The 26,108-nt window shown below is 36.2% G+C and carries 24 protein-coding genes and 3 pseudogenes; 10 read left to right on the forward strand and 17 right to left on the reverse strand.

What is annotated here, in order from left to right:
- Window positions 1-322: 322 nt before the first annotated feature.
- The 8 genes from VSAL_RS10105 to VSAL_RS23890 all read right to left on the reverse strand — a co-directional run bounded on the left by VSAL_RS10105 (window position 323) and on the right by VSAL_RS23890 (window position 7,020).
- A complete protein-coding gene (locus VSAL_RS10105; protein WP_012550494.1) occupies window positions 323-2,548 on the reverse strand; it encodes a hypothetical protein in 2,226 nt (741 codons plus the stop codon).
- Window positions 2,549-2,550: 2 nt separating this feature from the next.
- Complete coding sequence (locus VSAL_RS10110) at window positions 2,551-2,979, reverse strand: OmpA family protein (protein ID WP_049940384.1); 429 nt, start codon at window positions 2,977-2,979, stop codon at window positions 2,551-2,553.
- 49 nt (window positions 2,980-3,028) lie between these two features.
- On the reverse strand, window positions 3,029-3,439 hold the full coding sequence (locus tag VSAL_RS10115) for a hypothetical protein (protein WP_044583288.1): 411 nt from the start codon (window positions 3,437-3,439) through the stop codon (window positions 3,029-3,031).
- A gap of 28 nt (window positions 3,440-3,467) precedes the next feature.
- A complete protein-coding gene (locus VSAL_RS22330) occupies window positions 3,468-4,121 on the reverse strand; it encodes a YadA C-terminal domain-containing protein (protein WP_158306881.1) in 654 nt (217 codons plus the stop codon).
- Entirely contained in the window at window positions 4,093-4,719 is a 627-nt protein-coding gene (locus tag VSAL_RS10125; RefSeq protein ID WP_012550496.1) for a ParB N-terminal domain-containing protein, read from the reverse strand. The genes VSAL_RS22330 and VSAL_RS10125 overlap by 29 nt, the downstream gene beginning before the upstream one ends.
- A complete protein-coding gene (locus tag VSAL_RS24260; RefSeq protein ID WP_407921267.1) occupies window positions 4,716-5,090 on the reverse strand; it encodes a DUF3440 domain-containing protein in 375 nt (124 codons plus the stop codon). Before VSAL_RS24260 ends, VSAL_RS10125 begins: the two co-directional genes overlap by 4 nt.
- Window positions 5,063-5,857, reverse strand: a complete 795-nt coding sequence (locus VSAL_RS10130) for a phosphoadenosine phosphosulfate reductase domain-containing protein (protein ID WP_407921268.1) — start codon at window positions 5,855-5,857, stop codon at window positions 5,063-5,065. Before VSAL_RS10130 ends, VSAL_RS24260 begins: the two co-directional genes overlap by 28 nt.
- Window positions 5,858-6,399: 542 nt before the next feature.
- Window positions 6,400-7,020, reverse strand: coding sequence for a hypothetical protein (locus tag VSAL_RS23890; protein ID WP_085941805.1), 621 nt, complete (start codon window positions 7,018-7,020; stop codon window positions 6,400-6,402).
- A 107-nt stretch (window positions 7,021-7,127) separates the two neighbouring features.
- Between VSAL_RS23890 and tnpA (VSAL_RS10140) the strand changes: the two genes are divergently transcribed.
- The 3 genes from tnpA (VSAL_RS10140) to VSAL_RS10150 all read left to right on the forward strand — a co-directional run bounded on the left by tnpA (VSAL_RS10140) (window position 7,128) and on the right by VSAL_RS10150 (window position 9,345).
- Window positions 7,128-7,442: an IS66 family insertion sequence element accessory protein TnpA gene (gene tnpA, locus VSAL_RS10140; RefSeq protein ID WP_012548925.1), complete on the forward strand. Its 315-nt coding sequence runs from the start codon at window positions 7,128-7,130 to the stop codon at window positions 7,440-7,442.
- Window positions 7,439-7,786 carry an IS66 family insertion sequence element accessory protein TnpB gene (gene tnpB, locus VSAL_RS10145; RefSeq protein WP_012548924.1) on the forward strand — a complete coding sequence of 116 codons (348 nt, stop codon included), beginning with the start codon at window positions 7,439-7,441 and terminating at the stop codon, window positions 7,784-7,786. The genes tnpA (VSAL_RS10140) and tnpB (VSAL_RS10145) overlap by 4 nt, the downstream gene beginning before the upstream one ends.
- A 71-nt stretch (window positions 7,787-7,857) precedes the next feature.
- Entirely contained in the window at window positions 7,858-9,345 is a 1,488-nt protein-coding gene (locus tag VSAL_RS10150; RefSeq protein ID WP_012550497.1) for an IS66-like element ISVsa2 family transposase, read from the forward strand.
- A gap of 132 nt (window positions 9,346-9,477) precedes the next feature.
- On the opposite strand, the gene moeB is transcribed toward VSAL_RS10150, so the two are convergent.
- Complete coding sequence (moeB, locus tag VSAL_RS10155; RefSeq protein WP_012550498.1) at window positions 9,478-10,227, reverse strand: molybdopterin-synthase adenylyltransferase MoeB; 750 nt, start codon at window positions 10,225-10,227, stop codon at window positions 9,478-9,480.
- Window positions 10,228-10,238: 11 nt separating this feature from the next.
- The gene (gene moeA, locus VSAL_RS10160; protein ID WP_012550499.1) at window positions 10,239-11,483 is read right to left on the reverse strand and encodes a molybdopterin molybdotransferase MoeA; all 1,245 of its coding nucleotides are present in this window, start codon (window positions 11,481-11,483) and stop codon (window positions 10,239-10,241) included.
- Window positions 11,484-11,636: 153 nt separating this feature from the next.
- Here moeA and folE point away from each other — a divergent pair, with 153 nt between their 5' ends.
- On the forward strand, window positions 11,637-12,290 hold the full coding sequence (gene folE, locus VSAL_RS10165; protein WP_012550500.1) for a GTP cyclohydrolase I FolE: 654 nt from the start codon (window positions 11,637-11,639) through the stop codon (window positions 12,288-12,290).
- Window positions 12,291-12,357: 67 nt separating this feature from the next.
- Here folE and cls read toward each other — a convergent pair whose 3' ends face one another.
- A complete protein-coding gene (gene cls / locus VSAL_RS10170) occupies window positions 12,358-13,812 on the reverse strand; it encodes a cardiolipin synthase (RefSeq protein WP_012550501.1) in 1,455 nt (484 codons plus the stop codon).
- Window positions 13,813-14,087: 275 nt separating this feature from the next.
- On the opposite strand from cls, the gene VSAL_RS10175 reads away from it, so the two are divergent.
- Window positions 14,088-15,434: a sodium-dependent transporter gene (locus tag VSAL_RS10175; protein ID WP_012550502.1), complete on the forward strand. Its 1,347-nt coding sequence runs from the start codon at window positions 14,088-14,090 to the stop codon at window positions 15,432-15,434.
- Window positions 15,435-15,526: 92 nt separating this feature from the next.
- Here VSAL_RS10175 and VSAL_RS10180 read toward each other — a convergent pair whose 3' ends face one another.
- The 4 genes from VSAL_RS10180 to VSAL_RS10195 form a co-directional block, all read right to left on the reverse strand.
- On the reverse strand, window positions 15,527-15,925 hold the full coding sequence (locus VSAL_RS10180; protein ID WP_012550503.1) for a YchJ family protein: 399 nt from the start codon (window positions 15,923-15,925) through the stop codon (window positions 15,527-15,529).
- 12 nt (window positions 15,926-15,937) lie between these two features.
- On the reverse strand, window positions 15,938-17,140 hold the full coding sequence (locus tag VSAL_RS10185; RefSeq protein ID WP_012550504.1) for an EAL and HDOD domain-containing protein: 1,203 nt from the start codon (window positions 17,138-17,140) through the stop codon (window positions 15,938-15,940).
- Between the two features lie 115 nt (window positions 17,141-17,255).
- Entirely contained in the window at window positions 17,256-17,981 is a 726-nt protein-coding gene (gene lpxH / locus VSAL_RS10190; RefSeq protein ID WP_012550505.1) for a UDP-2,3-diacylglucosamine diphosphatase, read from the reverse strand.
- A 56-nt stretch (window positions 17,982-18,037) separates the two neighbouring features.
- Window positions 18,038-18,535 (reverse strand): peptidylprolyl isomerase, encoded by a 498-nt coding sequence (locus VSAL_RS10195; protein ID WP_012550506.1) that lies wholly within the window; start codon window positions 18,533-18,535, stop codon window positions 18,038-18,040.
- A 148-nt stretch (window positions 18,536-18,683) separates the two neighbouring features.
- On the opposite strand from VSAL_RS10195, the gene cysS reads away from it, so the two are divergent.
- Window positions 18,684-20,072, forward strand: coding sequence for a cysteine--tRNA ligase (cysS, locus tag VSAL_RS10200; RefSeq protein WP_012550507.1), 1,389 nt, complete (start codon window positions 18,684-18,686; stop codon window positions 20,070-20,072).
- Window positions 20,073-20,152: 80 nt separating this feature from the next.
- Entirely contained in the window at window positions 20,153-20,731 is a 579-nt protein-coding gene (locus VSAL_RS10205) for a thymidine kinase (protein WP_012550508.1), read from the forward strand.
- An 87-nt stretch (window positions 20,732-20,818) separates the two neighbouring features.
- Here VSAL_RS10205 and VSAL_RS22845 read toward each other — a convergent pair.
- A pseudogene (locus tag VSAL_RS22845) lies at window positions 20,819-21,202 on the reverse strand (carbohydrate-binding protein); the annotation flags it as partial.
- An 81-nt stretch (window positions 21,203-21,283) separates the two neighbouring features.
- Between VSAL_RS22845 and tnpA (VSAL_RS10215) the strand changes: the two are divergent.
- The 3 genes and pseudogenes from tnpA (VSAL_RS10215) (at window position 21,284) to VSAL_RS10225 (ending at window position 23,501) form a co-directional block, all read left to right on the forward strand.
- Window positions 21,284-21,598, forward strand: a complete 315-nt coding sequence (gene tnpA / locus VSAL_RS10215; RefSeq protein ID WP_012548925.1) for an IS66 family insertion sequence element accessory protein TnpA — start codon at window positions 21,284-21,286, stop codon at window positions 21,596-21,598.
- On the forward strand, window positions 21,595-21,942 hold the full coding sequence (gene tnpB / locus VSAL_RS10220; RefSeq protein WP_012548924.1) for an IS66 family insertion sequence element accessory protein TnpB: 348 nt from the start codon (window positions 21,595-21,597) through the stop codon (window positions 21,940-21,942). The genes tnpA (VSAL_RS10215) and tnpB (VSAL_RS10220) overlap by 4 nt, the downstream gene beginning before the upstream one ends.
- Window positions 21,943-22,013: 71 nt before the next feature.
- A pseudogene (locus VSAL_RS10225) lies at window positions 22,014-23,501 on the forward strand (IS66-like element ISVsa2 family transposase).
- A 15-nt stretch (window positions 23,502-23,516) separates the two neighbouring features.
- Here the strand turns inward: VSAL_RS10225 and VSAL_RS10230 are convergent.
- Window positions 23,517-25,676 (reverse strand): annotated as a pseudogene (locus VSAL_RS10230) (glycosyl hydrolase family 18 protein); the annotation flags it as partial.
- Window positions 25,677-26,108 lie beyond the last annotated feature (432 nt).

A 26,108-nucleotide genomic window follows, 5' to 3' on the forward strand; every position in this document is an offset into this window, starting at 1 on the left:
GAAAATAACAAATCAATATTGTATTGACAAAACTATCTAAAAGAACTTTAAATAAAGTGAGATACATAAGTAAACTATATTTCAGGTTGTTTAATGAAAATAAAGTTGAGCTATGTATACTGAAATTTAATTAAATAATACATACAATAAATATTATTTATAATTCCTAGATTACTTTATTTTATCAGAATTATTAATTACTCTTTTTTTCATGTGTAAATGATGGATAGTTTTATTTATAGGTTACGGAAAAAGGCTAAGTTGATGAATTCTCAGCCTTAAATTTAATTTTCTATGTGTTTTTAAATAACGGTTTACTAATTTATAAGAAAATGAACATTGGTAAAATAGTTGATATTGTTATAGTAGAAGCTGTAGCTACATTAGCAATTTCTGAAATATTCATACTGTTAATTAACGTTATCATCGTCCCATTAGTCAACTCAACGGATGCTTCATCTAACTCTTCCACTTGTTCAAAAATATTTAACTGCCTTATTACTTCACTGGGTGAATCAGTTTCAAAATAAGATGAGGTATCTAACCACCATTCCCTAAATTCTTCAGGTGCATCCCATTGCTCATTAATCCAGTGCTCCATTATTTCTGCATCACTTGGCTGGAATCCATCATTTATATCTACAAGATGTTGATAATGTTCATCCATCCAGTCATTCCAAGTCGTCAGTCGTTTAATTATCCAATCATATTGGTTGTGTAGTATCATTGTAAATGAAGGATCGATAGCTGAAAAAGCGTGGTATTTGTTAGTATTATAGTCACTCTCAAAAAAGGCGCTTAAATGTTCATGAAATTTATTGCGTATTTTTTTATTTATATCACTATTACTTGCATTATTAATGCTAAGGTTATTGTATTGCAATCGATTAGCATAATGTTTTAAAGTATACTGTATGTAATGGTAAAAAAATGGAGATGGTTTATCATCGCTACCTATATATATCCAATGTTCGTTATTTTCCTTTGTTGTAGGGTAGTAATAATTATTTTCATTAGCTTTTCCTATGAATGTTGGTGAAAAATACATACCATTATAGTAATGAATGTCACCAGGGAATGTGAAATCATTCCATTCAGATGAAATATTTAGTTTTCTTATATAATTTATATAATTATTTTTAGTTATAAATATACCTAAGTATTCCCATCTTTCATTAGATTTATGATTTGTTGGAAAATACCAATTATTATTAGCTGCGTTTCCATGAAATTTTGATTTAAATAATTGAATTTCATCATTTTTATAATATGGTACAATATCACCTTCGTCCAAATTAATCCCCCAATCGGTGATGTTTATTCCTATTTCATCTATTTGATACTTTAAAAATTCGTTAGAAGTGGAAAGTCTTAGAATTGTGTCTTTACTATCATCATTTAATATGCTTTTTATCAATTTCTTATAAATGTTATCATCAGGCAACTGTGAAAACCAAGTGTTATCTTGTATTTTTAATAATGTATATTTTATTTCTTCCATGTAATTTTGGTCTTGATTGTTGTTAATTAAATGATTAATTAATGGGAATGTAAATAATAGTGCTGTATTTTTTTCTTTATATAAATTTTCATTTAAAAATCTACTTTTATTTTTTATGAAGTCTGAGCTGTTTGTTTTTAATATTTGATCTTTAAATTCTAAATTGAAATTAATTGATAATAATGCGATTATTTCATAATCAAAATTTATTACTTTTGAAATATAATCAACTTCATTCATTTCATTATTTAAAATAGAAATCTTTTGAGGAGCCTTATCTATAATTGATTTTTTTACTTCATTTATATAATCTTCATTCGGTTGTAAAGATATATAACGCGTTTGTGATTTTGTTGTTGGTCCTGTTGCGGCATTATTCCACAAATCGGTATATTTAATTTCTTTTATATCTGAATTATCTTCTGTACTTTCAGTAATTATATAATAATTATCATGCTCATCAATTCTATCACTATAAGACCATTCTGATTCAAAGCCCCAAATGCCAGAGATAAATGGAGCATATGCTTTTGCCCAATAGTGAAAATGAATACTATTAATTACTGTTTTATTTAAGTTTGAATAACGATGAATAGCTCGCTCAACAGAACCACGTATAAGTTCATTTAATACTGTAGAATTTAATTCAATTTCATCATTTATAACATGATCTATATCTTTATTGTTAAAATATAGATTAAAGCTGTCAGGATAGTTATATGCCCATGTGTTTAATATATTAAAGTGCTTTATGAAAATATTTTCAATATTATTAATATCGTTATTTAAGACAGAATTATTATCATCTGACATCTTTTTATATTGAATTTTATAATCATTGAATGGTTTTATTATATCTGATTTGAAAATGTTTTTTCTTTTTTTTGAATATGTTCCTTGATCGACGCCACTAGGTGGCCTTGGCCTATCATCAATACAGTTTTGATAGTCATTCCACGACCCACATGTAGCAGCTGCATTCACAACTGTAGTTGGAGAAATATAAATATAAGTTATAAGTAGTAAATAGTATAATTTAGATAACATAATTACCTCTCAGTATTTTTAATAAGTTTAATAAGTTTAATAAGTTTAATTTCCACTCTTCTATTGAGTACTCTTCCTGGTCTTGTTAAATTACTTGCTATAGGACTATCTTTCCCAAAAAAATTAATTATAAATGATCTCTCTGATAAACCATTATATTTAAAATAATCTGAAATAGCATTTGCTCTATTTCTCGATAGTATAACGTTATAATCGTCAGTACCTATATTATCAGAATAACCTGAAATTTCAATAGTCATTTCAGGGTGAGATATAATGATTTTTAATAAGCTTTTCAAATGAATGTAATTATTTATTTGAAATGAATTAAGATCAAACTGAATAGGAGCTAATTTTTGAACTGAAATTTTACTAGTGTTAATAAATAACTCATCAGTGATGTTATCGTCAACATCATTTAATATATTCATATGATAGTTCTTATATTTTCCAAATTTATAACTTATTGCAAAGTTAATACTATTTAAATTTCCGCGACCTTGATAACTCACCTCTAAAATGAAATTGTTGATTGATCTTATAATCAATACCAAAAGAAGCAGTTGGTATTAAGATATTATCTTTATAATCAATTATATAGGCGGCCCCAAATTTCACATAAGGATTAAAAATTTCCTCATCATAAAAATTAATTTTAGGTGATATTGAAAAAGCAGTTAAATTAAAATCCCCTATATAGTTTATCTGTGATTCTAAAGACATCGCATTTAAATTAATACCAAAAAAATATCCAAAAGAGGTCGCTTCATCATTGCAATTATCTTGACAATACGTACTTAGTAGGGAGTAACCTACGTTACCACCAATATAATACTCTGCATTTGAAGTGAAGCTAAAGAAACAGAAAGTATAATAATACAAATATTTCATATATATCACTCATGAATAAAAAATATATTTATTTAAAACTATAGCTAGCACCAATACCAAGAGTCGTATTGTTAGCTCCAGTAGTGGCAAAAGAAGTTTTTATTGCTACTCCTGAGTTGAAATATTTAGAGACACCAAAGGCTAAAGCATCTTCGCCATCGAAATAACCATAACCCATACCTACCGAGAATGAACCATCAGTTAGGGTAGGGATATTTGTCATTGCAGCCACACCTGCTATTCCTCTTGAGGATACTTTTCTATTTTGACTGATTTGAGATTCAATTTTGCTAATAGATTCCTTAAACATATTATTCCATTCATCAATATATATTGAATTTTTAAGTTCTAAATCAACTAAAGCATTATGATTTGCCTGAATAGCGTCGCCTGCTGCCCCTAAATTACTACCTACGGTTGATATGCTTTGGGCATTTACTATAAAATTGGTGTCGATAATCTTTAAACGTTCATTGGTATGAATTACCACATCGTTTACTACTCTTCTAGTCGCTAATAGCGCTAGATCCTTCGTATATGGAGCATCGATACTCTCGATTGATATTGTTCCATCTGATCGTGTAGTTGCTGCTATTGTATATGTAGATAAAATAGCTATAGAAATAGTAGATATAAATATTATTTTCATTATTTTATTTCCAAGCAAAAGAAAAATCTTCATCTTTATACGCATCTGCTAAACCTGTAATTTGCTGCATTCTTAAGACCTCATCGGGGTCCATTCCTAATTCTTCGCATATTTTTTTATTGTTCCATGACGATTGCTTTAGTTTCATTATTAATTTAGAAGTTAACTCAACTTGGTGAGAGCCTCTTGCTACGTTATGCCTCACAGAGGATGTTATTTGTTCGCTATAAGAATGAATTAAGCTGACTGTAGGTATATAGCTATGAAATGAGTTTTTAATATCGAGATTATTTTTTATAATTTTAACTCGATGAGAACCATCAATTATTTTATGTATATAACCATCACTTTCAGATACGATTATTGGCATAGTTAAGCCATCTTTTTTAATTGAATGCTTTAATAATTTATACTCAGGAGATGCCATAATATTAGGGTTGTAGTCATTATCTCTAATTAAACTGGAACTAATTAACTTCACATTTAAAACTGGATGTTTAATATCAACAATTTTATATGACAAGTCAGATAGTATATTGAAAATGTCAACGCGACTTTTTGTATCAAAATCGCAAAAATCTATTTCATCAAGTTCATTTAAAATAGATAATACTTTTTCAATTTTATTCATACACCGATCCTGTTATTTTTATAGTCTTCATATATTTCTGTATAGTAATTAGTTAACTTTTTATTTTGTCCAAATGATAAACCATAGCACCAATAATCATTTTTTATTAATACTTTACATATTCTCCGCCAACTTGGTATTTTTTTACCCGCCTCTAATTTTTTATCACCGAAATCAGGGATTGAGTAAATTCCAGTTTTATTTTTATTTTTCCTCCACCATGATAAAAATTTGTATATTCTTTCACGGTAATGCTTTTCTAAGTGAGGTGGCATTGTTCGAAGTAAATATTTACTGTAAGTTTTATAACTATAGCCTTCAGGTAATTCAAATTTATAATATCCTAAAATTCGAGTATTTGATATAACCATAATCCCTTTCTTTGATCGTCACCAAAAGGTTGACATAGACGTTGCTGCGCTAAGGAAACACCTGCTTGTTGCATTAAGTCATAAATTTTATTATATAAATATTTAAACTTACCATTAGCAATCCAAATATCAGTAACTCTCCAATCATATATAGGATACGCATTAAAAACATCATCACTAATTTTTGTTGTCCACTTATAATTAAGGTATTTTCTTTTATGATTGTTTTTTATTGTTCTATATCTATTTAGGGATTCATCAGAACGAATAGCAACTAAACATGCACATTTTGTCTTTTTTATAGATGCATACCATTTAGAGAATTTAAGTACGAATTCTTCGAATTCCATTCCAAATGTATAAAATGGGAAATAATCTGTATTTTTAATTACGGCGTCGCTATCTGGAAAATCTCGTAACCATTTATTAGAAACCCCAGGATCCCAACATATCCATTTAGGTTGAAACTGTGAAACTGAATTTCTTAAACTAAGAGGAAGACAAACCCAAAAAGCATTTATTTCATTTTTTGAAACCATTTCATTTATATATTCAATTGTGCATTTATACTGAGCTTCTAAATCTATAATTAGTACATCAACAGGTAAGCGATTTCTTTTTCTGGATTCTTCTATAACTAGATTTAAGAGTACACCAGAGTCTTTCCCGCCGGAGAATGAAACATAGAAGTGTTCAAATCCATCTAAAATAACATTAATACGCTGCCTAGCTGCTGTATTTACATCATACTCTAGACCAATTTTCATAAATATACCTTCATGTGTTAATTAAATCTCTTATGTAAATAGTTAAATGAATTCTACATTCAATATATCTTCAAAATTTATAATTAGTAAAACGAAAATAATTTTCATTAACCATGATTATTTTAAATGGTAATTATTAGATACTTAATTTAGAGTTAAAAGTCTAAATAAGGTGGATTAATATATAATAAATCATATTATCTATTAATAATCTGTTTATTAAAATGAAGAAAAAAGAAATTTCGTCTCAATGCATTAATTTAGATTTAAATGTCAATATAACGTTAATTAAATAGAATGATTGATTTGTTTATATTTATATGTATATATGGTTGATAATTATTTTTGATTTATAAATCAACAACTAAAGGATAACTTTGATAAAAATAACATATGATTTTAGGTAGAAATTAAGTGTAATTTAAGAAATATATTTAATATCTGTTTTATTTTTAAGTCCCGTGCACTGATAATTGCGAGTAGTGTCTTAAAAATAAAAAGTATTGAGTATTTTATTTAAAGTGGATACAGATAAGTATCAATTAATAACTCAGGGCCATATTGCCCAGATTCACACTCAAATCGAGTCCTTTATCGTGCGTGACGTTATCTACCGTGACGGGTTTTTCTGATTTAATCGTTAATGCCACTTGCGCCTGACTTTTTATAATCTGAGTGGTTAGCGGCGTTATTTTTTGTGGTTGAATGGTGCTCCGATCTCCTCGGTCGGCCACGTTGGTACTCGCGTGCGCGGCATTTTCTCGTTTGTTTACCGTGTCATTGGTTGTGATCCCAAGCGCTACGTTTTTATCTTTCAGATCGTTCATTTTATTCTTAAGAGTCTCCACTTCTTCTCCCGCCTCTTTGATGGGGCTGGCCCAATCCGACAGCAGTGCATCGGGCAGCAAATTAATGAAGGTTTTGAGTTTCTCCCATAAGTAATCGAAGGTGAGTTCCATTTTTTTAAGCATGACATCAAACCCAATAAAGGTGTCGATTAAATACAGCACTGCAACGACAACGGCTGCGATGGCGGCCGCAAACCAACCAATGGGGCCACCCATGATCGCCGCATTTAATACCACAAACGCTATCTTTAATAACGCTAAGCCCGCCAACACCTCAGCCATGTGCTCAGAGATAAAAATAAGACCGTTACCCAATAAGCTGATCCCTTCGTAGAGTGTGTGTAAGCGTGCGGGGAACTACACCTAACAAATAAAATTCATTATGCGTATCTTACGATCTTTCATTTAACGAGAACGTAATTATGCAAAAAGATAAAAAGAGAACACCAGAGCAATGGCACGCTCTATTTGAATCTCAGCAATCTAGCAAGCTTAGTGCCGCTGAATTTTGTCGTAACCATAATATTCTGCCAAAGACATTTAGTGCACGTAAAGCACGATGGAAACAAAAGATTAACGCTTCTACTTTCTTGAAAGTAGAAGCGTTAACATCAACTATCATCGCCACTCCACAATTACCAGATATTCAACTTTCTATCGGAAAATTGCGATTAACATTGCCAGCTAATACTGAACCTCACTGGATAGGACTCTTATTAAAAGGGTATCAATCATGAATGTATTTACTGATGTTTCCACCATTTATCTTCATCGTGATTTTGTCGATTTTCGCAAGGCCATTAATGGCCTTGTCGTGATTGTTGAGCAAGAAATGCAACTATCACCGTTTAGTGATGCTCTATTTATATTTTGCAATAAGCCTCGTGATAAACTCAAAATATTGTATTGGGATAAAACAGGATTCGCTTTATGGTACAAGCGATTAGATGAAGACCGCTTCAAATGGCCACGAAATATAAATAACGATACGTTAGCATTATCAGAGCAGCAACTGACACTGCTATTACAAGGTTTTGATATCTTAGGACATCAACCGGTACATTATCAAACAACCCTTTAAATAGTTGATTCTCAGTCAAGAATAGGAGGCAACCGATTGATTACCTGTATTATCGTTATATAGTCATCTACATGACTGATAAAATAAAACCACTTCCTGATACCATTGACGAGCTGAAAGCACTTGTGCTTCAGCTTGAAAATAAATATAACCGTCTTCTAGAGCAATTTCGGCTGGCTCAACATCAGCGCTTTGGTAAAAGCAGTGAATCTGACTCGACTCAATTTGATTTATTCAATGAAACAGAAGAAGAAATCATCATTGAAAATGATGACACACAAACGATTACCTACACTCGTCAAAAGCCAAAACGCCAACGCTTACCTGAAGACTTACCGCGTACTGTTATTATCCACGACATAAAAGATAAAACTTGTAAGTGTTGCGGTCTAGAGATGCATGCGATGGGTAAAGACATCAGTGAAAAGTTGGAATTTGTACCAGCTAAAGTGGAAGTTATTCAACATGTTCGTCCTAAATATGCTTGCCCGAATTGTGAAAAAAACAATACTTCAGTAGACATTAAACAAGCCCCAATGCCAGCGTCACCAATCCCTAAAGGGATGGCAAACCCCAGTTTACTTGCTCAAATTATTACGGCTAAATTTCAATACAGTCTTCCACTTTATCGTCAAGAAACGGTATTTCAGCATGGGGGTATCATTATTGGACGGCGAACGATGGCGGATTGGTTAATAAAATGCTCGGTACTATTTACCCCTCTTAATAACGAGTTACATCGTATTTTGCTTGAACAACCCACTCTGCATTGTGATGAAACAACGGTAAATGTGTTGGATGTTGAAAAAGCAAAATGTTATATGTGGGTCTACTGCTCTGGCTATGATTCTCCAGGCTCTGGTGTTTTGCCTGGAATTGTACTTTATGATTATCAATCTAGCAGGCATGGCTACCATCCAGTTAACTTTTTAAAAGGTTATAACGGGTATTTACATACCGATGGTTACCAAGGTTATGAACAAACTGAAGCGATTTTAGTTGGCTGTTGGGCACACGCACGTCGACGATTTATTGAGGCTCAACGTGTTCAAGTAAAAGGGAAAACAGGGAGTGCAGATTGGGTATTGAGTAAAATCCAAAAGCTATACCGGATCGAATCGTTATTAAAAGAGGCTTCCCCTGAAGCCAAGTATGTTGCTAGGCAGACAGAAGCCCGCGATTTACTTAAAGAGCTCCGTGATTGGCTTGATAGCGCAGTTAGTCGAGTATCACCTAAAACAAAATTAGGTGAGGCGATTAGCTATACATTAAATCAATGGGATAAATTAGTTCGTTATATTGATGATGGATTGTTATCTATTGATAACAATCGAGCAGAGCGAGCGGTTAAACCGTTTGTTATCGGCCGGAAAAACTGGTTATTTTCGGGTTCAACGGCTGGTGCAGATTCAAGTGCAATGCTTTACAGCATTGTAGAAACAGCAAAGGCAAACGGATTAATCCCTTACGATTATATTAGGTATTGTCTAGATCGTTTATGTGTTGGATCGCCAGATATCGATTCACTTTTACCTTGGAATGTAAAAGACAAGGTGTAGTTCCCCGCACGCTTACGAAACAACAGTTAACCTATTTTAAATTGTAGGGTCTTTGTTTTAAGTCGAAATGAAAAAAGGCGTTAATCCAAATGGGTTAGCGCCTTTTTATTGATCTTGATATTGTGGAGCGTGCTATTTACCGCATACAGAACAGTGGGGTGTTTTTGCTAATTTCATCTCACGCCAGTTCATTGAAAGGGCATCTAAGATCAGAAGTTTCCCGATTAAGGGGTGTCCGTAATTAGTTAATACCTTGATGGCCTCAAGAGCTTGTGTTACACCAATAATGCCAACAACAGGAGACATTACGCCGGCTTCAACACAAGTAAGCGCCTGCTCACCAAATAAGCTACTTAAGCATTGATAACAAGGCTCGTTGTCTTGATAAGTATAAACGCTCACTTGGCCTTCCATACGAATTGCCGCACCTGAGATTAACGGTGTTTTAGATTCAAAGCATAGTCGGTTTAACTGATTTCTGGTTTCTACGTTATCGGTGCCATCTAACACTAAATCATGAGATGAAATAAGAACACGTAACTCATCATCAGATAAACGCTTATCAATAGGGGTAATATGACAATTAGGATTAATACGGTTTAAGGCATTTTTCGCTGAAATGACTTTCTTTTCACCAATGGTATCGTCGCAATGCAAAATTTGACGTTGTAAGTTTGAGAGTTCGACAACGTCATCATCAACTAGTGTCATTGACCCTAATCCGGCAGCCGCTAAATACTGGGTTGAAGCACAACCTAACCCGCCAGCACCAATAATGAGAATGGTGCTGTCTTTGAGTTTCTCTTGGCCTTCAAAATCAAAATTTCTCAAAATGATTTGACGATTATAGCGCAGCATCTCTTGATCAGATAATTCAGACATTGGGATCACTTCTAATAAAGAGAGGCGTTAAATAGTTCGATATTAACGGTTTCGCCAACACTAACACGATCACGCTCTCGTTCCAGAACAACAAAACAATTAGCAATACTCATTGAGCTAAATGCTCCTGAACCTTGATTGCCCGTAGTGGCCACTTCAAATTGACCTTTATCATTAATGGAGTAAATACCGCGTTGATAATCAGTACGACCAGGACGTTTTTTAAAGACCGTCGTTGCCACTGCTGGGATCGCTTTAGGAGCTTCCCATTTAGAGTGACCTGCAAGTTTCGCTAGCATCGGCTGAACCAATACATACATTGTTAACATCGCAGAAACGGGGTTTCCCGGTAAACCACAGAAATAAGAATCAGGCAGCTGACCAAAGGCAAAAGGTTTACCCGGTTTTATGGCTAATTTCCAAAAGCCAATTTGGCCTAATTCATCTAAGATGTCTTTTGTGTAATCGGCTTCACCAACGCTCACACCACCTGATGTCACCACCACATCCGCTTCTTTATCAGCTTTAAGAAAGACGTCTCTTAGCGTTTGTGGGCAATCTGGAATAATACCAAGGTCAATGGCTTCACAACCAAATCTCTCGATTAATACTTTAATACCGTAGCGATTACTGTCATAGATCTGACCATCTTCTAGTGGTTGACCTAATGGTGTCAGTTCGTCACCCGTTGAGAAAAAGGCAACTTTAGGTTTATGAACGACGGGAATATCATTAATACCAAGTGAAGCAATTAATGGAATGTCTCTTGGTGTTAAGCGGTGACCTTTCTCTAAGACGGTTTGTCCTTGTGAAACATCATCACCAATCGGACGAATATTGGTTTGAGGTTTTATATCAGAAAGAGTGACATCAAACGTAATGTTACCATCAGAATCCGAGGTGAGTTCTTGCATAATAACGGCATCACAACCAACAGGGATCTTCGCTCCAGTCATGATTCTAATTGTGCTTTGTTCTTGCCATTCTCCTTCAAAAGGAATGCCAGCAAAAGACTTACCTGTAACTGGTAATGTCAGAGAGAGTGCTAAATCAGACAGACGAACTGCATAACCATCCATTGCTGAGTTTGCAAAAGGAGGAACGTTAATTGGGGAGCAAATATCTTCAGCCAAAACAAAACCAATGGCATCAGAGAGAGGCAATGTTTTTGCTAATGAAATAGGGGTAACTTGAGATAAAAGGGTATCCAATGCCGTTTCTACGGGGATGAGACCTTGAGTTGCGCAGCAATCCATCATGATATTCTCTGAACTAGTAGTAATAAGGAAGAACATTACCATATTTTGGTGCTGAACATCTAATAGACCCATGAAAATCAGGGTGTATTTATTTTACAGAGCGGGTATCCTTAGCGCAGGATTTTTAAATAGAATACTCTGGAGTATATGATGTCATCATTCAGTGAATCAGCCATTTTGGTGCGTGATGCTCTTGTTGCGCGTGGCCTTGAGACGCCAATGAAAGAAAATGGAATTAGTCGTGAAGAGAAAAAAGAACGTATTGAAGAGCATATGCGTGAGATTTTATCTCTGCTTACTCTCGACCTTAGTGATGACAGCCTTGAAGAGACGCCTCATCGAATTGCTAAGATGTACGTTGATGAAATCTTTTCTGGGTTAGATTATGCGAATTTCCCTAAAATTACCGTCATTGAAAATAAAATGAACTGTGATGAAATGGTTCGAGTGAACGACATTACATTAACGAGTACGTGTGAACATCATTTAGTGACTATTGATGGAAAAGCCACCGTTGCTTATATTCCTCGTGAAAAGATCATTGGTCTGTCGAAGATTAATCGTATTGTTCGATTTTTTGCCCAGCGTCCTCAAGTTCAAGAGCGTATGACACAGCAAATATTAGTGGCACTGCAAACATTACTTGGCAGTGATGATGTTGCGATCACAATGGAAGCGACACATTATTGTGTTAAGTCTCGTGGTGTCATGGATGCGACGAGTAGCACAACGACAACTGCGCTTGGCGGGATTTTCAAACGTAATCCAGCGACAAGACATGAATTTTTAAGTGGCATTCGTTAATATTTACGGATGTTAAAAAAGCCCACGATAATTAAATTATCGTGGGCTTTTTAATTTATGCTTTGTTTTAAAGTAAGGGGCTAAACATAGAGAAGAAACGCTCAGTAAATCGATGAGCCCAATTTCGTTGCTGCCAATTTTCTAAAACAATCGCATCAGAATGTTCTAGGTAGCCATCTAATACCCACGTTAATTGTTTTGTAAATTCAGGATCATCAACAATCAAACGGACTTCAAAATTCAACCAGAAGCTGCGCATATCTAAATTCACGGTACCAATAATGCAATAGTTATTATCAATGACCACTGATTTAGTATGCAATAACCCGCCTTTAAACTCAAAGATATGAACCCCTGCGTTTAGAAGCGTTTCAAAGAATGATTTTGAAGCCCAACTTACCATTAATGAATCGTTCTTCTTGGGTAAAATTAACGTAACTTTTACTCCTCGGTGAGCTGTGGTTCTTAAAGTATGGAGCAATAACTCACTAGGAACAAAATAAGGTGTTGTGATTGTGAGTGATTCTCTAGCTTGATTAATTGCGGTGATCAATACTTGCTGAATAATGTCATCTGGCATACCCGGACCCGAAGGCACTACCTGAGTAGTGTGGTTAAATGGGTCTATTTCAAATGGGCATTCAGGTATTGTTGGCAGTGCTCGTATTCCCGTTTCTACTTCCCAATCCCATGCATAAATCGTATTTAAGATCGCTACATTAGGGCCGGTAATACGAACCATTACGTCAACCCATTGGCCTACGCCCGAATTTTGTTTGAAATATTGAGGATCGACTAAATTCATTGATCCTGTATAGGCAATTTTATTATCGATAACGACAATTTTTCGATGTAATCGTAGGTCAAGTCGTCTAAAGAACATACGAAATGGACTCACGCTTAAGGCTTCAACAATATTGACCCCAGATTCTCGTAACATTCTTGGCCTGTGGCTTTTGAAAAAATCAATACTCCCAGCCGAATCCAGTAAAACATTAACGGTTACGCCTCGTTTAGCCGCTTGAATTAATGCGCTTGCGACACCATCGGCTAATCCACCATGATGCCAAATGTAGAATTCCATATTGATTTCATGTTCTGCTTTTTCAATATCTCGAATAATGGCGGTCAGAATTTCTGACGGGGTATTTAATAAAGAAAGGGTGTCGCCACTTAATGCTGGAATACCTAATCGATTTGAACACAAATTATGAATGGATGAAATTCGATGTGAAATAGAATGAGGCTGATGAGACTGACAGTGATGAACTTGAGCAAACCACTGTTCATAAGGAGTAAACATTGCTTTTGCTCGTTCACCACGAGTACGGCCTAAATTAAGCTCACCAATTAAAAAATAAGCCATTACACCAATAACGGGAAGGATATAAATAACCATTAACCAAGCAAGAGAGACGCCTACAGGCCTTGGTTTAAAGACGACACGAATCGTTACCCCGGCGACTAAAAGCCAATACAAGATAAAGCTAACGATAGTGAGTGCTTGGTAGAACTTATCCATTCGTGATTTCATATATATAGAGAGAATATGTATTAATATCAGGACTTGAGGCAAAAGAGTAGGTAAAGGGGATAAAAATTCGAAATAAGAGAGGTTTGATTATTTTGTAAACAGTTTATAACAAAAATAGAGAGTTTTGTTATAAAAGTAAAAAGCAGCGCTTTCAATTTTATTCTTAAACTGGTTTACTTACCACTATTCTAATAATTTTAATACATACGGTATGTAAAATATAATTTACAACCTGTAATTTTTCAAGCACAGATGGAATAAACATGGATAGTAATGCTTCAAGAGGTCAGTTTACCTCAAAATTAGGTTTTATTATGGCAGCTGCAGGTTCAGCTGTTGGTTTAGGTAATGTATGGGGTTTTCCTACAAAAGCTGCCAGTAACGGTGGCGCTGCTTTTTTATTAATGTACCTTTTAATGGTTTTCCTATTGGCTTTCCCTATGTTAGTCGCAGAGCTAACCATTGGTCGTCATGGGCAATCTAACCCTATTGCTTCTCTAAAGAAAATTTGGACTAAAAATAAGCTCGCCGCTGGAGTGTTTGGTTTTATTGCCATGTTGGCCGCTTCTATGATTTTAAGTTTTTATTCTATTCTTGCTGGTTGGTTAATGGGCTTTGCTGCTGCTCCTATTTTAGAAATCATAGGCCTACAAAGTGTTGCTGATTGGCTAGTGAATTTTGGTGACAGTCGTAATGTGGTATTAACGATTCTATTTTCTGTATTTACTATTTATGTTGTTCAGAAAGGTGTTGCTGATGGTATTGAAAAGTGGTCAACACGTTTAATGCCAATGCTATTTATATTATTCGGGATCATGATTGCTTATATCTTTACTCAAGATGGTGCAATGGAAGGCCTTAAAATGTATCTAGTGCCTGACTTCTCTCACATCAATAGTGGTTTGTTAGTCGATGCTATGGGGCAAGCCTTTTTCTCTCTATCATTAGGTGTTGGCTCAATGATGGTATACGGTTCATATTTAAAGAAAGATGTGAATATTCCTAAAACGGCAGCTCAAGTAGCGGCGATTGATACCAGTGTTGCTTTTGCCGCAGGTCTTCTTATTCTTCCTGCGATGTTTGTTGCTAAAAATAATGGCGTTGAGATATTTAATGAAGCGGGTCAATTGATCAGTTCTGGTGACCTTGTCTTTGCTGTGTTACCTGCGATGTTTGAAACGATGGGGGGAATGGGTGTTGTTTTAGGTACGGCTTTCTTTGTACTCATGGTAATTGCTGCATTAACGTCTTCGATCTCACTGCTTGAAGTCCCTGTTTCTTGTGCGCAAGAAGAGTTAAAAACGGACAGAACAAAAGCAACGTGGCTTATTGGCGGAGCAATTCTTGTTCTAAGCTTATTTATTGTCTTTAATTTTGGCACATTGTTTGGATTGATTGCAGACATCTCTACGGTTTATATGCAACCGCTGCTAGGGGTTGTTTGGGCTATCATTGTTGGTTGGATTTGGAATCGTAATAAGGTATTAGAAGAGATCAAACAAGGTAACCCTGAGATTGCACAAGGACTATTCTGGAAAATTTGGCCTTGGTATGTACGAGTAGTATGTCCTGTCGCTATTCTTGTTGTATTTATGGTTTCTATTCTTTAAATATAAAAAGTAAAAGTAAAAACGCCGCATTTAAATAAATGCGGCGTTTTTTATGTCTTTATTATCTTTTAACAAGAACTATTGAGCTTAAATTATTCAATTTCACCATCAATGTAATACCATTTGCCATTTTCTTTAAGAAAACGAGAGTGCTCTTTTAGTTGATGAAGTTGATTGTTTTCTGAGTATGTTGCTTTAAAAGAAACGAAACCCTCATAAGGACTCATTGTTGATAAGTGACTTGATAGTACTTTTAGCTTTCGCCACTCTAATTCTGTGGATTCGACAATACCGTCTCTAAATTCTTCTGCATGACAAGAGGGATGGTAGGTATCAATAATGTACTGAACAAGTTGTTTAACATGAGCTGAATAACGTGAACGCATTAGTAGTTCGGGTGTTTTTGCTAGTTCATGTTGATTATGAATAGGTTCACAACAAACTGAATAATTTTTTTTAGTGCCACAAGGGCAATGGTTGCTTTTAGACATTATTACACTCGTTTAGTGGGTTAAATCATCAACCCATTCAGCGGATTCATTATAACAAGCTGAGAATTCTTGTTCAGTGATATGCAGATCAGAACAACATTTAGCGACAATGTCCCAATTGGCTTTTTCGTAGCTCTCTATCGCAAGGATAAGAGATCCAAGAGGGCCTTTTCTTAATGTTAGGGCGTGTTTTATTTCATCTGAAATAGGGAGATGTTGGATCAATACTTCTAAGGGTTGATCTAACAATGGCTCTAATAACGAAAATAAACCGACTAAAAAGGCTTGGCTTGGTTCTAAGTTGATTTTTGTTTTATTAACGATCAATTCGCACAATTTAGCGCGATGGATCGACAATGTATAAAGAGATTGAGGCTTATGCTGGGTTGCATGAGCGACAGCAACCAAAGATACGAATTGACGTAATTTGGTTTCACCAAGATAGACTAAAGCTTGCTTGAATGACGTGATAGGCTTGTCTATTACTGATGATGAGTTGACAAATCTCAGCAATTTATAAGATAACGAAACATCTTGAGCAATGTGTTTTTCAACCGCTACAAAATTAACAGTAGGAGCAGATATTTCTTGGTACAACTGTATTATTGACAGTTGATTGGGTTGAATCGCACGTTGTTGCAACATTTCAGGTTTACTAAAGAAATATCCCTGAAAATACGTAAACCCAGCTTCTTTTGCTTGCTCGAACTCTTCGTATGTTTCTACTTTTTCAGCCAAAAATACAATGTTGTATTTTGCACAGTGTCGTATAAATAGTTTTGCTTTTAGAACCGGAGTTACACGCATATCAAACTTTATGATGTCGATATAAGGTAAGAAAGGCGTCCATTGAGGGCTTGGCTCAAAATCGTCTAAAGCAAGCTTATACCCTCGTTCGGATAGCGTTTTAATCGCTTCAAGCAATTCGGGGGTAGGAATGCAATCTTCAAGAATTTCAATAACGAGGTTGCTAGCATTAAATAATGTAGGCACTAAGTTTAATAAACTTTGTTGTGGAAAGTTTACAAAACCTAATTTGTCATTGGTCGCATTGCAATGGGAACTCAAAAAATGGTCTGATAATAGACGACTCGTTGCTTCTTCAGCTTCTACTGCAGGAAATGTATTTTTAGGCCCGTCTCTAAATAAGAGTTCATACCCAATCGTGTTCTTTTTTAGGTCTAAAATAGGTTGACGAGCAACGTATGAATACATGAGTTATTTTCTCTACAGCATACTGGATCAATGAGTTTTAATGATAATCGTATTTACACAAAAAAACCATGTCTCAATAATGATTAAGCACCAAATGAACGCTTATAACTGTGAGTTATTTAAAGCTTTTATTTAAAAGTGTAAATGTATTGTCTTTATAGGTAAGTATTGAGCCTTGCGTGTACCAATCGCCAAGCACAATTCTTGTCATTTGATTATCATTTACTGTGAAAGAATGAGTGTCTGGACGATGAGTATGACCATGAATTAATAGGTTGACGCCTTCTTCATGCATGACTCTTTCGACTTCACTTTGGGTGACATCCATTATTGATAATGTTTTATGCTGTTTTTTTTCTTTTATTTTATCTTGTACATTTTTGACAATATGCTGGCGAATAAATAACGGGATACGATTGAAAATCCACTGTAGCCACGGTTGATGAACTTTTGCTCTGAATTCTTGATATTTAACGTCGTCAATGCAAAGCGTGTCACCATGCATGATCAGCACTTTTTTTCCATCAACATCAATTACGGTATGATCGGCAAGTAAGGTGATGCCCGTTTCTTTACAGAATCGTTTATTTAATAAAAAGTCACGATTTCCTTGGATGAAAAAACAATGGACACCTTGGTTGGTTAATGTCGTAAAGGCATTTTTAATTAATGAACTAAATGAAGAGTTATCATCATCACCAATCCAAAATTCGAAGAGATCACCTAAGACATACAGCTCTTTAGCGTGTACGGCTTCATTCTCCATAAAATCAAGAAAGCAGGTTGTGATTTCAGGGCGAGTAGGGCAGAGGTGCAGATCGGAGATAAATAGGATAGTCATAAGTCACATTGTAGTAGATAAAATGCCAGCGATTAACGCTGGCATAAAAAGAACAATTATTCTGTAATTGTTGTACCAGTGATGAATACTTCTTCAACAGGTACATCTTGGTGTACGTAACCGTAGTTACCAGTTGCAACACCTTTGATTTTGTTTACTACGTCCATGCCGTCAACAACTTCAGCAAATACACAGTAACCCCAACCATCTACAGACTCTGATTTAAAGTCTAAGAATTTGTTGTCATTAACGTTGATGAAGAACTGAGAACTTGCAGAATGCGGTTCCATAGTACGAGCCATCGCTAATGTACCTACTTTATTGTTTAGGCCATTGTTTGCTTCATTTTTGATTGTTGCACGGCTTGTTTTTTCTTCAAGACCCGCAGTCATGCCGCCGCCTTGAACCATAAAGCCATCAATTACACGGTGGAAAAGTGTGTTGTCGTAGAAACCATCTTGACAGTATTGTAGGAAGTTAGCACAAGTTACTGGTGCTTTGTCTTCATGAAGTTTAACTGTAATGTCACCAAAAGAAGTGTGAAGGATGATCATGGAATTACCTTTGTAATTGTATTTAAATAGAATTTTATTTTACCTAAGATTAAGTCGGATCTACAGGGAATTTTCTTGCTATCATTACTTATTATAGGTTTAATAGCCTTTATATATCCTTAAAACAAATAACGAGTAAAAAAAGAACATGTTGAAAATATATAATTCCCTAACACGCCAAAAAGAAGAATTTAAACCAATTACCGAAGGTAAAGTCGGTATGTATGTGTGTGGGGTTACGATTTACGATTTGTGTCATATTGGCCATGGTCGTACTTTTGTATCTTTTGATGTGATTTCTCGTTACTTACGTTTTTTAGGCTACGATCTTACATTTGTTCGTAACATCACTGATATTGACGATAAAATCATTAAACGTGCTGCTGAAAACAACGAAAGCTGTGAAGCACTAACTGAACGTTTGATTGCAGAAATGCATGCGGATTTTGATGCTTTGAAAATGAAACGTCCAGATGTTGAACCACGAGCGACTGAATACATTACGGAAATTGTAGAATTAGTTGAGCGCTTAATTGAACGTGGTTTTGCATACGTTGCTTCAAATGGCGATGTAATGTTTGAAGTAAAGAAATTTGATGAATATGGTCGTCTTTCTCGTCAAGATCTTGAACAGCTTCAAGCGGGCTCTCGTGTGACTCTTGAAGAAACAAGTGTTAAGCGCAGTGGAATGGATTTTGTTTTATGGAAAATGTCTAAACCAGGTGAGCCAACATGGGAATCTCCTTGGGGTCCAGGTCGTCCAGGTTGGCACATTGAATGTTCTGCAATGAACTCTTCTATTCTAGGTAATCATTTTGATATACATGGTGGGGGTTCTGATCTTATGTTCCCACATCATGAGAATGAAATCGCTCAATCATGTTGTGCGCATGACGCTAAGTACGTAAATACTTGGATGCACAGTGGTATGGTGATGATTGATCGTGAAAAGATGTCTAAGTCATTAGGCAACTTCTTTACTATCCGTGACGTATTAGCGCATTACGATTCAGAAACGGTTCGTTACTTTTTAATGTCTGGCCATTACCGTAGTCAATTGAACTACAGCGAAGAAAATTTAAATCAAGCTCGTTCTTCATTAGAGCGTCTATATACTTCGTTACGTGGCCTTGATTTAACGGTGACACCTGCGGGTGGTGAAACGTTTGTTACTCGTTTCTCTACGGCAATGAATGATGATTTCAATACACCAGAAGCTTATTCAGTGTTGTTTGAAATGGCACGCGAAGTAAACCGTTTAAAAACCGAAAATATCGAAGCCGCATCGAAACTTGGTGCATTAATGCGTGAATTGGCTGAGGTATTAGGTTTATTGTCACAAGAACCAGAAGCTTTCTTACAAGGTGATAGCGGCAGTGATAATGAAGTTGCTGAAATAGAAGCATTGATCAAAGCGCGTAACGATGCTCGTGCAGCAAAAGATTGGTCAGCAGCCGATGCCGCTCGTGATGCCATCACAGCGTTAAATATTGTATTAGAAGATGGCCCAGAAGGAACAACTTGGCGTCGTAAATAATATAAACCGTTTTATGTAAAGGGCTGGTCTTTCCAGCCTTTTTATTACCAAATTTTTAAACTTTAATAGAGGACACATTTGTGGCTCAAATGTACTTTTATTACTCAGCAATGAATGCGGGTAAATCAACAACACTTCTTCAATCGTCTTTTAATTACCAAGAACGCGGAATGAATCCTGTGATTTTCACTGCGGCTATTGATGATCGTTACGGTGTAGGAAAAGTGAGCTCTCGTATTGGTCTAGATGCCGATGCGCATTTATTTCATACAGACATGGATATGTTCGAAACGATTAAAACGCTGCATGAAGCAAAAAAAATACACTGTGTATTAATCGATGAATGCCAGTTTTTGACGAAAGAGCAAGTTTACCAATTAACAGAAGTCGTCGATAAATTGCATATCCCAGCGTTATGTTATGGGTTACGTACTGACTTTTTAGGTGAGCTATTTGAAGGCAGTAAATATTTATTATCATGGGCTGATAAATTGGTTGAGTTAAAAACCATTTGTCATTGTGGTCGTAAAGCGAACATGGTTATTCGTACTGATGAGCATGGTGTTGCTATTGCTGATGGTGATCAAGTTGCTATTGGTGGTAATGAATTATATGTATCCGTTTGCCGAAGCCATTATAAAGAAGCACTAGGTAAGTAATTACACTTAGTTCTAATTGATAAAAAGTAAGGCCAAATTCAAAGTCATGAACTTGGCCTTTTTTATACTGGTTATAATAAGTTGGTATTAGTTACAAGTAGAGATACCTACTTCTTTCCATACTCCCCAATCACCAGAGGTTGATGGATCATCACCTTGAGTCCACCATTTCGCTTCCCATACTTTACCTGAGTTAGAAACTTGGTCACCACCATTATAAACAGCGGATGCATCCCATGCATTGTCACAAGTTACAGGCGGATCTCCTGCATCTTTTAGCACAGTAACACTTACTGTTGTTGTATTTGATGCTTGTCCGTCATTTGCTGTGACAGAGAATGATAGTGGAGTATCTACCGTATAAGAATCAGCAATAAAGGTGATTGTAGACCCTGTAACCGTAGCATCGATTCCTGATGGAACAGCCCACGTAAACGTTAGAGGATCACTATCAGCATCAGTAGAAGAAGAGTAAGCGTGCGGGGAACTACACCTAACAAATAAAATTCATTATGCGTATCTTACGATCTTTCATTTAACGAGAACGTAATTATGCAAAAAGATAAAAAGAGAACACCAGAGCAATGGCACGCTCTATTTGAATCTCAGCAATCTAGCAAGCTTAGTGCCGCTGAATTTTGTCGTAACCATAATATTCTGCCAAAGACATTTAGTGCACGTAAAGCACGATGGAAACAAAAGATTAACGCTTCTACTTTCTTGAAAGTAGAAGCGTTAACATCAACTATCATCGCCACTCCACAATTACCAGATATTCAACTTTCTATCGGAAAATTGCGATTAACATTGCCAGCTAATACTGAACCTCACTGGATAGGACTCTTATTAAAAGGGTATCAATCATGAATGTATTTACTGATGTTTCCACCATTTATCTTCATCGTGATTTTGTCGATTTTCGCAAGGCCATTAATGGCCTTGTCGTGATTGTTGAGCAAGAAATGCAACTATCACCGTTTAGTGATGCTCTATTTATATTTTGCAATAAGCCTCGTGATAAACTCAAAATATTGTATTGGGATAAAACAGGATTCGCTTTATGGTACAAGCGATTAGATGAAGACCGCTTCAAATGGCCACGAAATATAAATAACGATACGTTAGCATTATCAGAGCAGCAACTGACACTGCTATTACAAGGTTTTGATATCTTAGGACATCAACCGGTACATTATCAAACAACCCTTTAAATAGTTGATTCTCAGTCAAGAATAGGAGGCAACCGATTGATTACCTGTATTATCGTTATATAGTCATCTACATGACTGATAAAATAAAACCACTTCCTGATACCATTGACGAGCTGAAAGCACTTGTGCTTCAGCTTGAAAATAAATATAACCGTCTTCTAGAGCAATTTCGACTGGCTCAACATCAGCGCTTTGGTAAAAGCAGTGAATCTGACTCGACTCAATTTGATTTATTCAATGAAACAGAAGAAGAAATCATCATTGAAAATGATGACACACAAACGATTACCTACACTCGTCAAAAGCCAAAACGCCAACGCTTACCTGAAGACTTACCGCGTACTGTTATTATCCACGACATAAAAGATAAAACTTGTAAGTGTTGCGGTCTAGAGATGCATGCGATGGGTAAAGACATCAGTGAAAAGTTGGAATTTGTACCAGCTAAAGTGGAAGTTATTCAACATGTTCGTCCTAAATATGCTTGCCGAAATTGTGAAAAAAACAATACTTCAGTAGACATTAAATAAGCCCCAATGCCAGCGTCACCAATCCCTAAAGGGATTGCGACCGCAAGTTTACTTGCTCAAATTATTACGGCTAAATTTCAATACAGTCTTCCACTTTATCGTCAAGAAACGTTATTTCAGCAATGGGGTATCATTATTGGACGGCGAACGATGGCGGATTGGTTAATAAAATGCTCGGTACTATTTACCCCTCTTAATAACGAGTTACATCGTATTTTGCTTGAACAACCCACTCTGCATTGTGATGAAACAACGGTAAATGTGTTGGATGTTGAAAAAGCAAAATGTTATATGTGGGTCTACTGCTCTGGCTATGATTCTCCAGGCTCTGGTGTTTTGCCTGGAATTGTATTTTATGATTATCAATCTAGCAGGCATGGCTACCATCCAGTTAACTTTTTAAAAGGTTATAACGGGTATTTACATACCGATGGTTACCAAGGTTATGAACAAACTGAAGCGATTTTAGTTGGCTGTTGGGCACACGCACGTCGACGATTTATTGAGGCTCAACGTGTTCAAGTAAAAGGGAAAACAGGGAGTGCAGATTGGGTATTGAGTAAAATCCAAAAGCTATACCGGATCGAATCGTTATTAAAAGAGGCTTCCCCTGAAGCCAAGTATGTTGCTAGGCAGACAGAAGCCCGCGATTTACTTAAAGAGCTCCGTGATTGGCTTGATAGCGCAGTTAGTCGAGTATCACCTAAAACAAAATTAGGTGAGGCGATTAGCTATACATTAAATCAATGGGATAAATTAGTTCGTTATATTGATGATGGATTGTTATCTATTGATAACAATCGAGCAGAGCGAGCGGTTAAACCGTTTGTTATCGGCCGGAAAAACTGGTTATTTTCGGGTTCAACGGCTGGTGCAGATTCAAGTGCAATGCTTTACAGCATTGTAGAAACAGCAAAGGCAAACGGATTAATCCCTTACGATTATATTAGGTATTGTCTAGATCGTTTATGTGTTGGATCGCCAGATATCGATTCACTTTTACCTTGGAATGTAAAAGACAAGGTGTAGTTCCCCGCACGCTTACGAAGAAGAGGCGTCTAGCGTCACTATATCCCCTTTATTAACCGAGCTTGGTGCAATAATCACGGCTACTGGTGGGGTATTAACAGGATCAGTTCCTTTAACCGTTACGACTACAGAGACTGAATCAGAAGCTGTTGCGCCTTTATCATCCGTTACCGTTAAGGTGAATTGAAGAGTTTCAGATTGAATAAAACCATCAGTTACAAAACTAGCATTAACCGTGTTTTGATTACTTAACACTACAGCTGGTCCAGAGACTTGAGTCCAAGCATAAGATGTGATTGTTCCATCACTGTCTGATGATAATGAACCATCAAGTTGAGCTGTTGCTGGAGCGGTTACCGCAATATCGACGCCAGCATTAGCAATTGGTTTTTTATTCGCCGGAGGGGTTACCGTTCCACCAGCAAGGCCTTCTTGCATTGCATTAAGAATATCACCGTTATCAGCATCTATTTCCCATGCGAATAACCCCCCTAAGCCTAAAGAGCGAACGTATTCCCCTTTTGCTAATACAGATTGTTTATTATCATAAGTAATTAGATCGCCATTACTTGGGTCATAAGCAAAAGCTGCTTGTGCGACATCATCGTAACCTACTTCTACGCCTGCTTTATTTACGTAATTAGTGACGACATCTTTGTAATCAATAACGCCAGCTTCCCAAGAACCCGCAACTTTACCATTACCAACGCCTGTCATTGGGTTTGTTGGATCAGTCATGCTTTCACGTGTCACGCCAGTCCAACCACGAGCATACATACCAGCACCAACAACCAGTTTCTTAGCATCAACACCCTGCGCTAGCAGTAAATCGATAGCATTAGATATGGTATAAGCTGGGCCTTTTCTAGGTTCGCCTTTATCGTCTAACCCTGTGCCATCACACTCACCTTGTGACATATGTGAGCCACAGTAAACCGCAGTTTGATGTCCAACGACGTTATTCCAGCCACCGAAGAAATCATAAGTCATGGCAAAAATGTAGTCCATGTATTGAGAGGCTGCTGCATAGTCAACATCTTCAATTTTATCGTAACCAGCACCAATCGCAGAGGTTAGTTCATAAGTTTTTCCTGTTTCCGCACTTAACTCATCAAGCATTGCTCTTAGCTCTTGCATTAAAGCAACATAAGCTGGGCCATCATTTACAGGGTCACCACCGGTCGAGCTTGCGCCATCACCGCCTGGGAATTCCCAATCAATATCAACGCCGTCATAGAATTTCCATGTTTTAAGAAATTTCTTAACCGAAGTAACGAAAATGTCACGTTTAGATTTATCAACAAAGTCATAGAAAGGGTCAGATAAAGTCCAACCGCCAATTGATGGAACAATTTTCAGATCAGGATAGCGTTGTTTAAGAGCCATCATTTGACCATAGGTTCCTTTATATGGCGTGCTATGTACATGACCTGATTGCGGCTGAGGCATTTGAACCGCAGCCCATGGGTCATGAATAACAACTTCATAATCAGGAGTGCCAGCACACGCACGGTTTAGAGCCGCTAAACTGTTTCCGTTTTCGATTTCACCTAAAGAGGGATTAGGACCACAAATAGGAATAAAGCCATAAAGAATATGAGTTAGATTTTGTGCAGGTATTTGGTCTACGGCAAATTTACGACCGTAAACGCCCCATTCAACAAAGTAAGCACCAGAGACCATACCTTCAGGGGTTGTGTAATTACCATTTGCAGGATCGATATTCATTGGTAATGGATCTAAATGACTGCCATCAGTATCAGCGACAACAATGTCTTTTGGCGCACTTGTACTACATTCTTCTACTGCACCAGTGCCGTTACACAGCTGAACTGTCATTGAGTATTGGCCGCCTTGTCTGACTTGAAGGACAGTAGAGGCTTTTTGAGAGGCAGTAGCAGAAATAGATTCTTCATGGACGATTTGTCCATTCAATAAGACTTTCCATGTTTCAGCGGATTCACCAGACCAGCGATCCCAAGTAACAGGAACTTCAGCAAACTCTTTAACGGTAACGAGATTTTTATAAGAAGTGGCGGCTTGATCTACATCGATGATTGAAAAATCCGTTTCCATCCAAGAAATAATGGCTTGGCCAGGAACGGCTGCATACGTAGGGGCGGAGAGGGCAAGTGTGATTGCCGCAGTGCAAAACCCAAGTTTAGTTTTAAACATAAAGTAACATCCTTGATTAAATTATCCATAAATGGATATAAATATCTGCTGTAAATATCAGCATTACCCCCAGTGTTACTGAAGTTTTTGATAGTTCAATTCGATTTTCTGAGTTTTGCAGCAAACTAAAACAATATTGATAGTTGTATGAAATGAGGTCGAGTGAACTTAATAGTGACGCGAATTTTTATATATTGAATATTGATTTATAAAATGTAGAGTGGTATACGCGTAGGAACTAAAGCTAATAAAAGCTAATTTTATTCTTTTTTATGTGGCTATATGTTTACTTTTTGTGTGGTTAATTGGAGTTAAACTCTAATTTTTCATTAAAAAACAGTTGAATAGATAATTAATGCTCGCTTATTTAGTTTTTGTATATTAAGCCATCAATTACTCTTCCTTTATTGGAGTTTTATTCTGCTAATTGTG

This window comes from Aliivibrio salmonicida LFI1238, from assembly GCF_000196495.1.
Classification (GTDB): domain Bacteria; phylum Pseudomonadota; class Gammaproteobacteria; order Enterobacterales; family Vibrionaceae; genus Aliivibrio; species Aliivibrio salmonicida.

Excerpts from the sequence above, each read along its gene's own strand:
- VSAL_RS10105 (WP_012550494.1), bottom strand. The coding sequence starts at position 2,548 with ATGTTATCTAAATTATACTATTTACTACTTATAACTTATATTTATATT.
- VSAL_RS10110 (WP_049940384.1), bottom strand. The coding sequence starts at position 2,979 with ATGAATATATTAAATGATGTTGACGATAACATCACTGATGAGTTATTT.
- VSAL_RS10115 (WP_044583288.1), bottom strand. The coding sequence starts at position 3,439 with ATGAAATATTTGTATTATTATACTTTCTGTTTCTTTAGCTTCACTTCA.
- VSAL_RS22330 (WP_158306881.1), bottom strand. The coding sequence starts at position 4,121 with ATGAAGATTTTTCTTTTGCTTGGAAATAAAATAATGAAAATAATATTT.
- VSAL_RS10125 (WP_012550496.1), bottom strand. The coding sequence starts at position 4,719 with ATGAATAAAATTGAAAAAGTATTATCTATTTTAAATGAACTTGATGAA.
- VSAL_RS24260 (WP_407921267.1), bottom strand. The coding sequence starts at position 5,090 with ATGGTTATATCAAATACTCGAATTTTAGGATATTATAAATTTGAATTA.
- VSAL_RS10130 (WP_407921268.1), bottom strand. The coding sequence starts at position 5,857 with ATGAAAATTGGTCTAGAGTATGATGTAAATACAGCAGCTAGGCAGCGT.
- tnpA (WP_012548925.1), top strand. The coding sequence starts at position 7,128 with ATGCAAAAAGATAAAAAGAGAACACCAGAGCAATGGCACGCTCTATTT.
- tnpB (WP_012548924.1), top strand. The coding sequence starts at position 7,439 with ATGAATGTATTTACTGATGTTTCCACCATTTATCTTCATCGTGATTTT.
- VSAL_RS10150 (WP_012550497.1), top strand. The coding sequence starts at position 7,858 with ATGACTGATAAAATAAAACCACTTCCTGATACCATTGACGAGCTGAAA.
- moeB (WP_012550498.1), bottom strand. The coding sequence starts at position 10,227 with ATGTCTGAATTATCTGATCAAGAGATGCTGCGCTATAATCGTCAAATC.
- moeA (WP_012550499.1), bottom strand. The coding sequence starts at position 11,483 with ATGGATTGCTGCGCAACTCAAGGTCTCATCCCCGTAGAAACGGCATTG.
- folE (WP_012550500.1), top strand. The coding sequence starts at position 11,637 with ATGTCATCATTCAGTGAATCAGCCATTTTGGTGCGTGATGCTCTTGTT.
- cls (WP_012550501.1), bottom strand. The coding sequence starts at position 13,812 with ATGGATAAGTTCTACCAAGCACTCACTATCGTTAGCTTTATCTTGTAT.
- VSAL_RS10175 (WP_012550502.1), top strand. The coding sequence starts at position 14,088 with ATGGATAGTAATGCTTCAAGAGGTCAGTTTACCTCAAAATTAGGTTTT.
- VSAL_RS10180 (WP_012550503.1), bottom strand. The coding sequence starts at position 15,925 with ATGTCTAAAAGCAACCATTGCCCTTGTGGCACTAAAAAAAATTATTCA.
- VSAL_RS10185 (WP_012550504.1), bottom strand. The coding sequence starts at position 17,140 with ATGTATTCATACGTTGCTCGTCAACCTATTTTAGACCTAAAAAAGAAC.
- lpxH (WP_012550505.1), bottom strand. The coding sequence starts at position 17,981 with ATGACTATCCTATTTATCTCCGATCTGCACCTCTGCCCTACTCGCCCT.
- VSAL_RS10195 (WP_012550506.1), bottom strand. The coding sequence starts at position 18,535 with ATGATCATCCTTCACACTTCTTTTGGTGACATTACAGTTAAACTTCAT.
- cysS (WP_012550507.1), top strand. The coding sequence starts at position 18,684 with ATGTTGAAAATATATAATTCCCTAACACGCCAAAAAGAAGAATTTAAA.
- tnpA (WP_012548925.1), top strand. The coding sequence starts at position 21,284 with ATGCAAAAAGATAAAAAGAGAACACCAGAGCAATGGCACGCTCTATTT.
- tnpB (WP_012548924.1), top strand. The coding sequence starts at position 21,595 with ATGAATGTATTTACTGATGTTTCCACCATTTATCTTCATCGTGATTTT.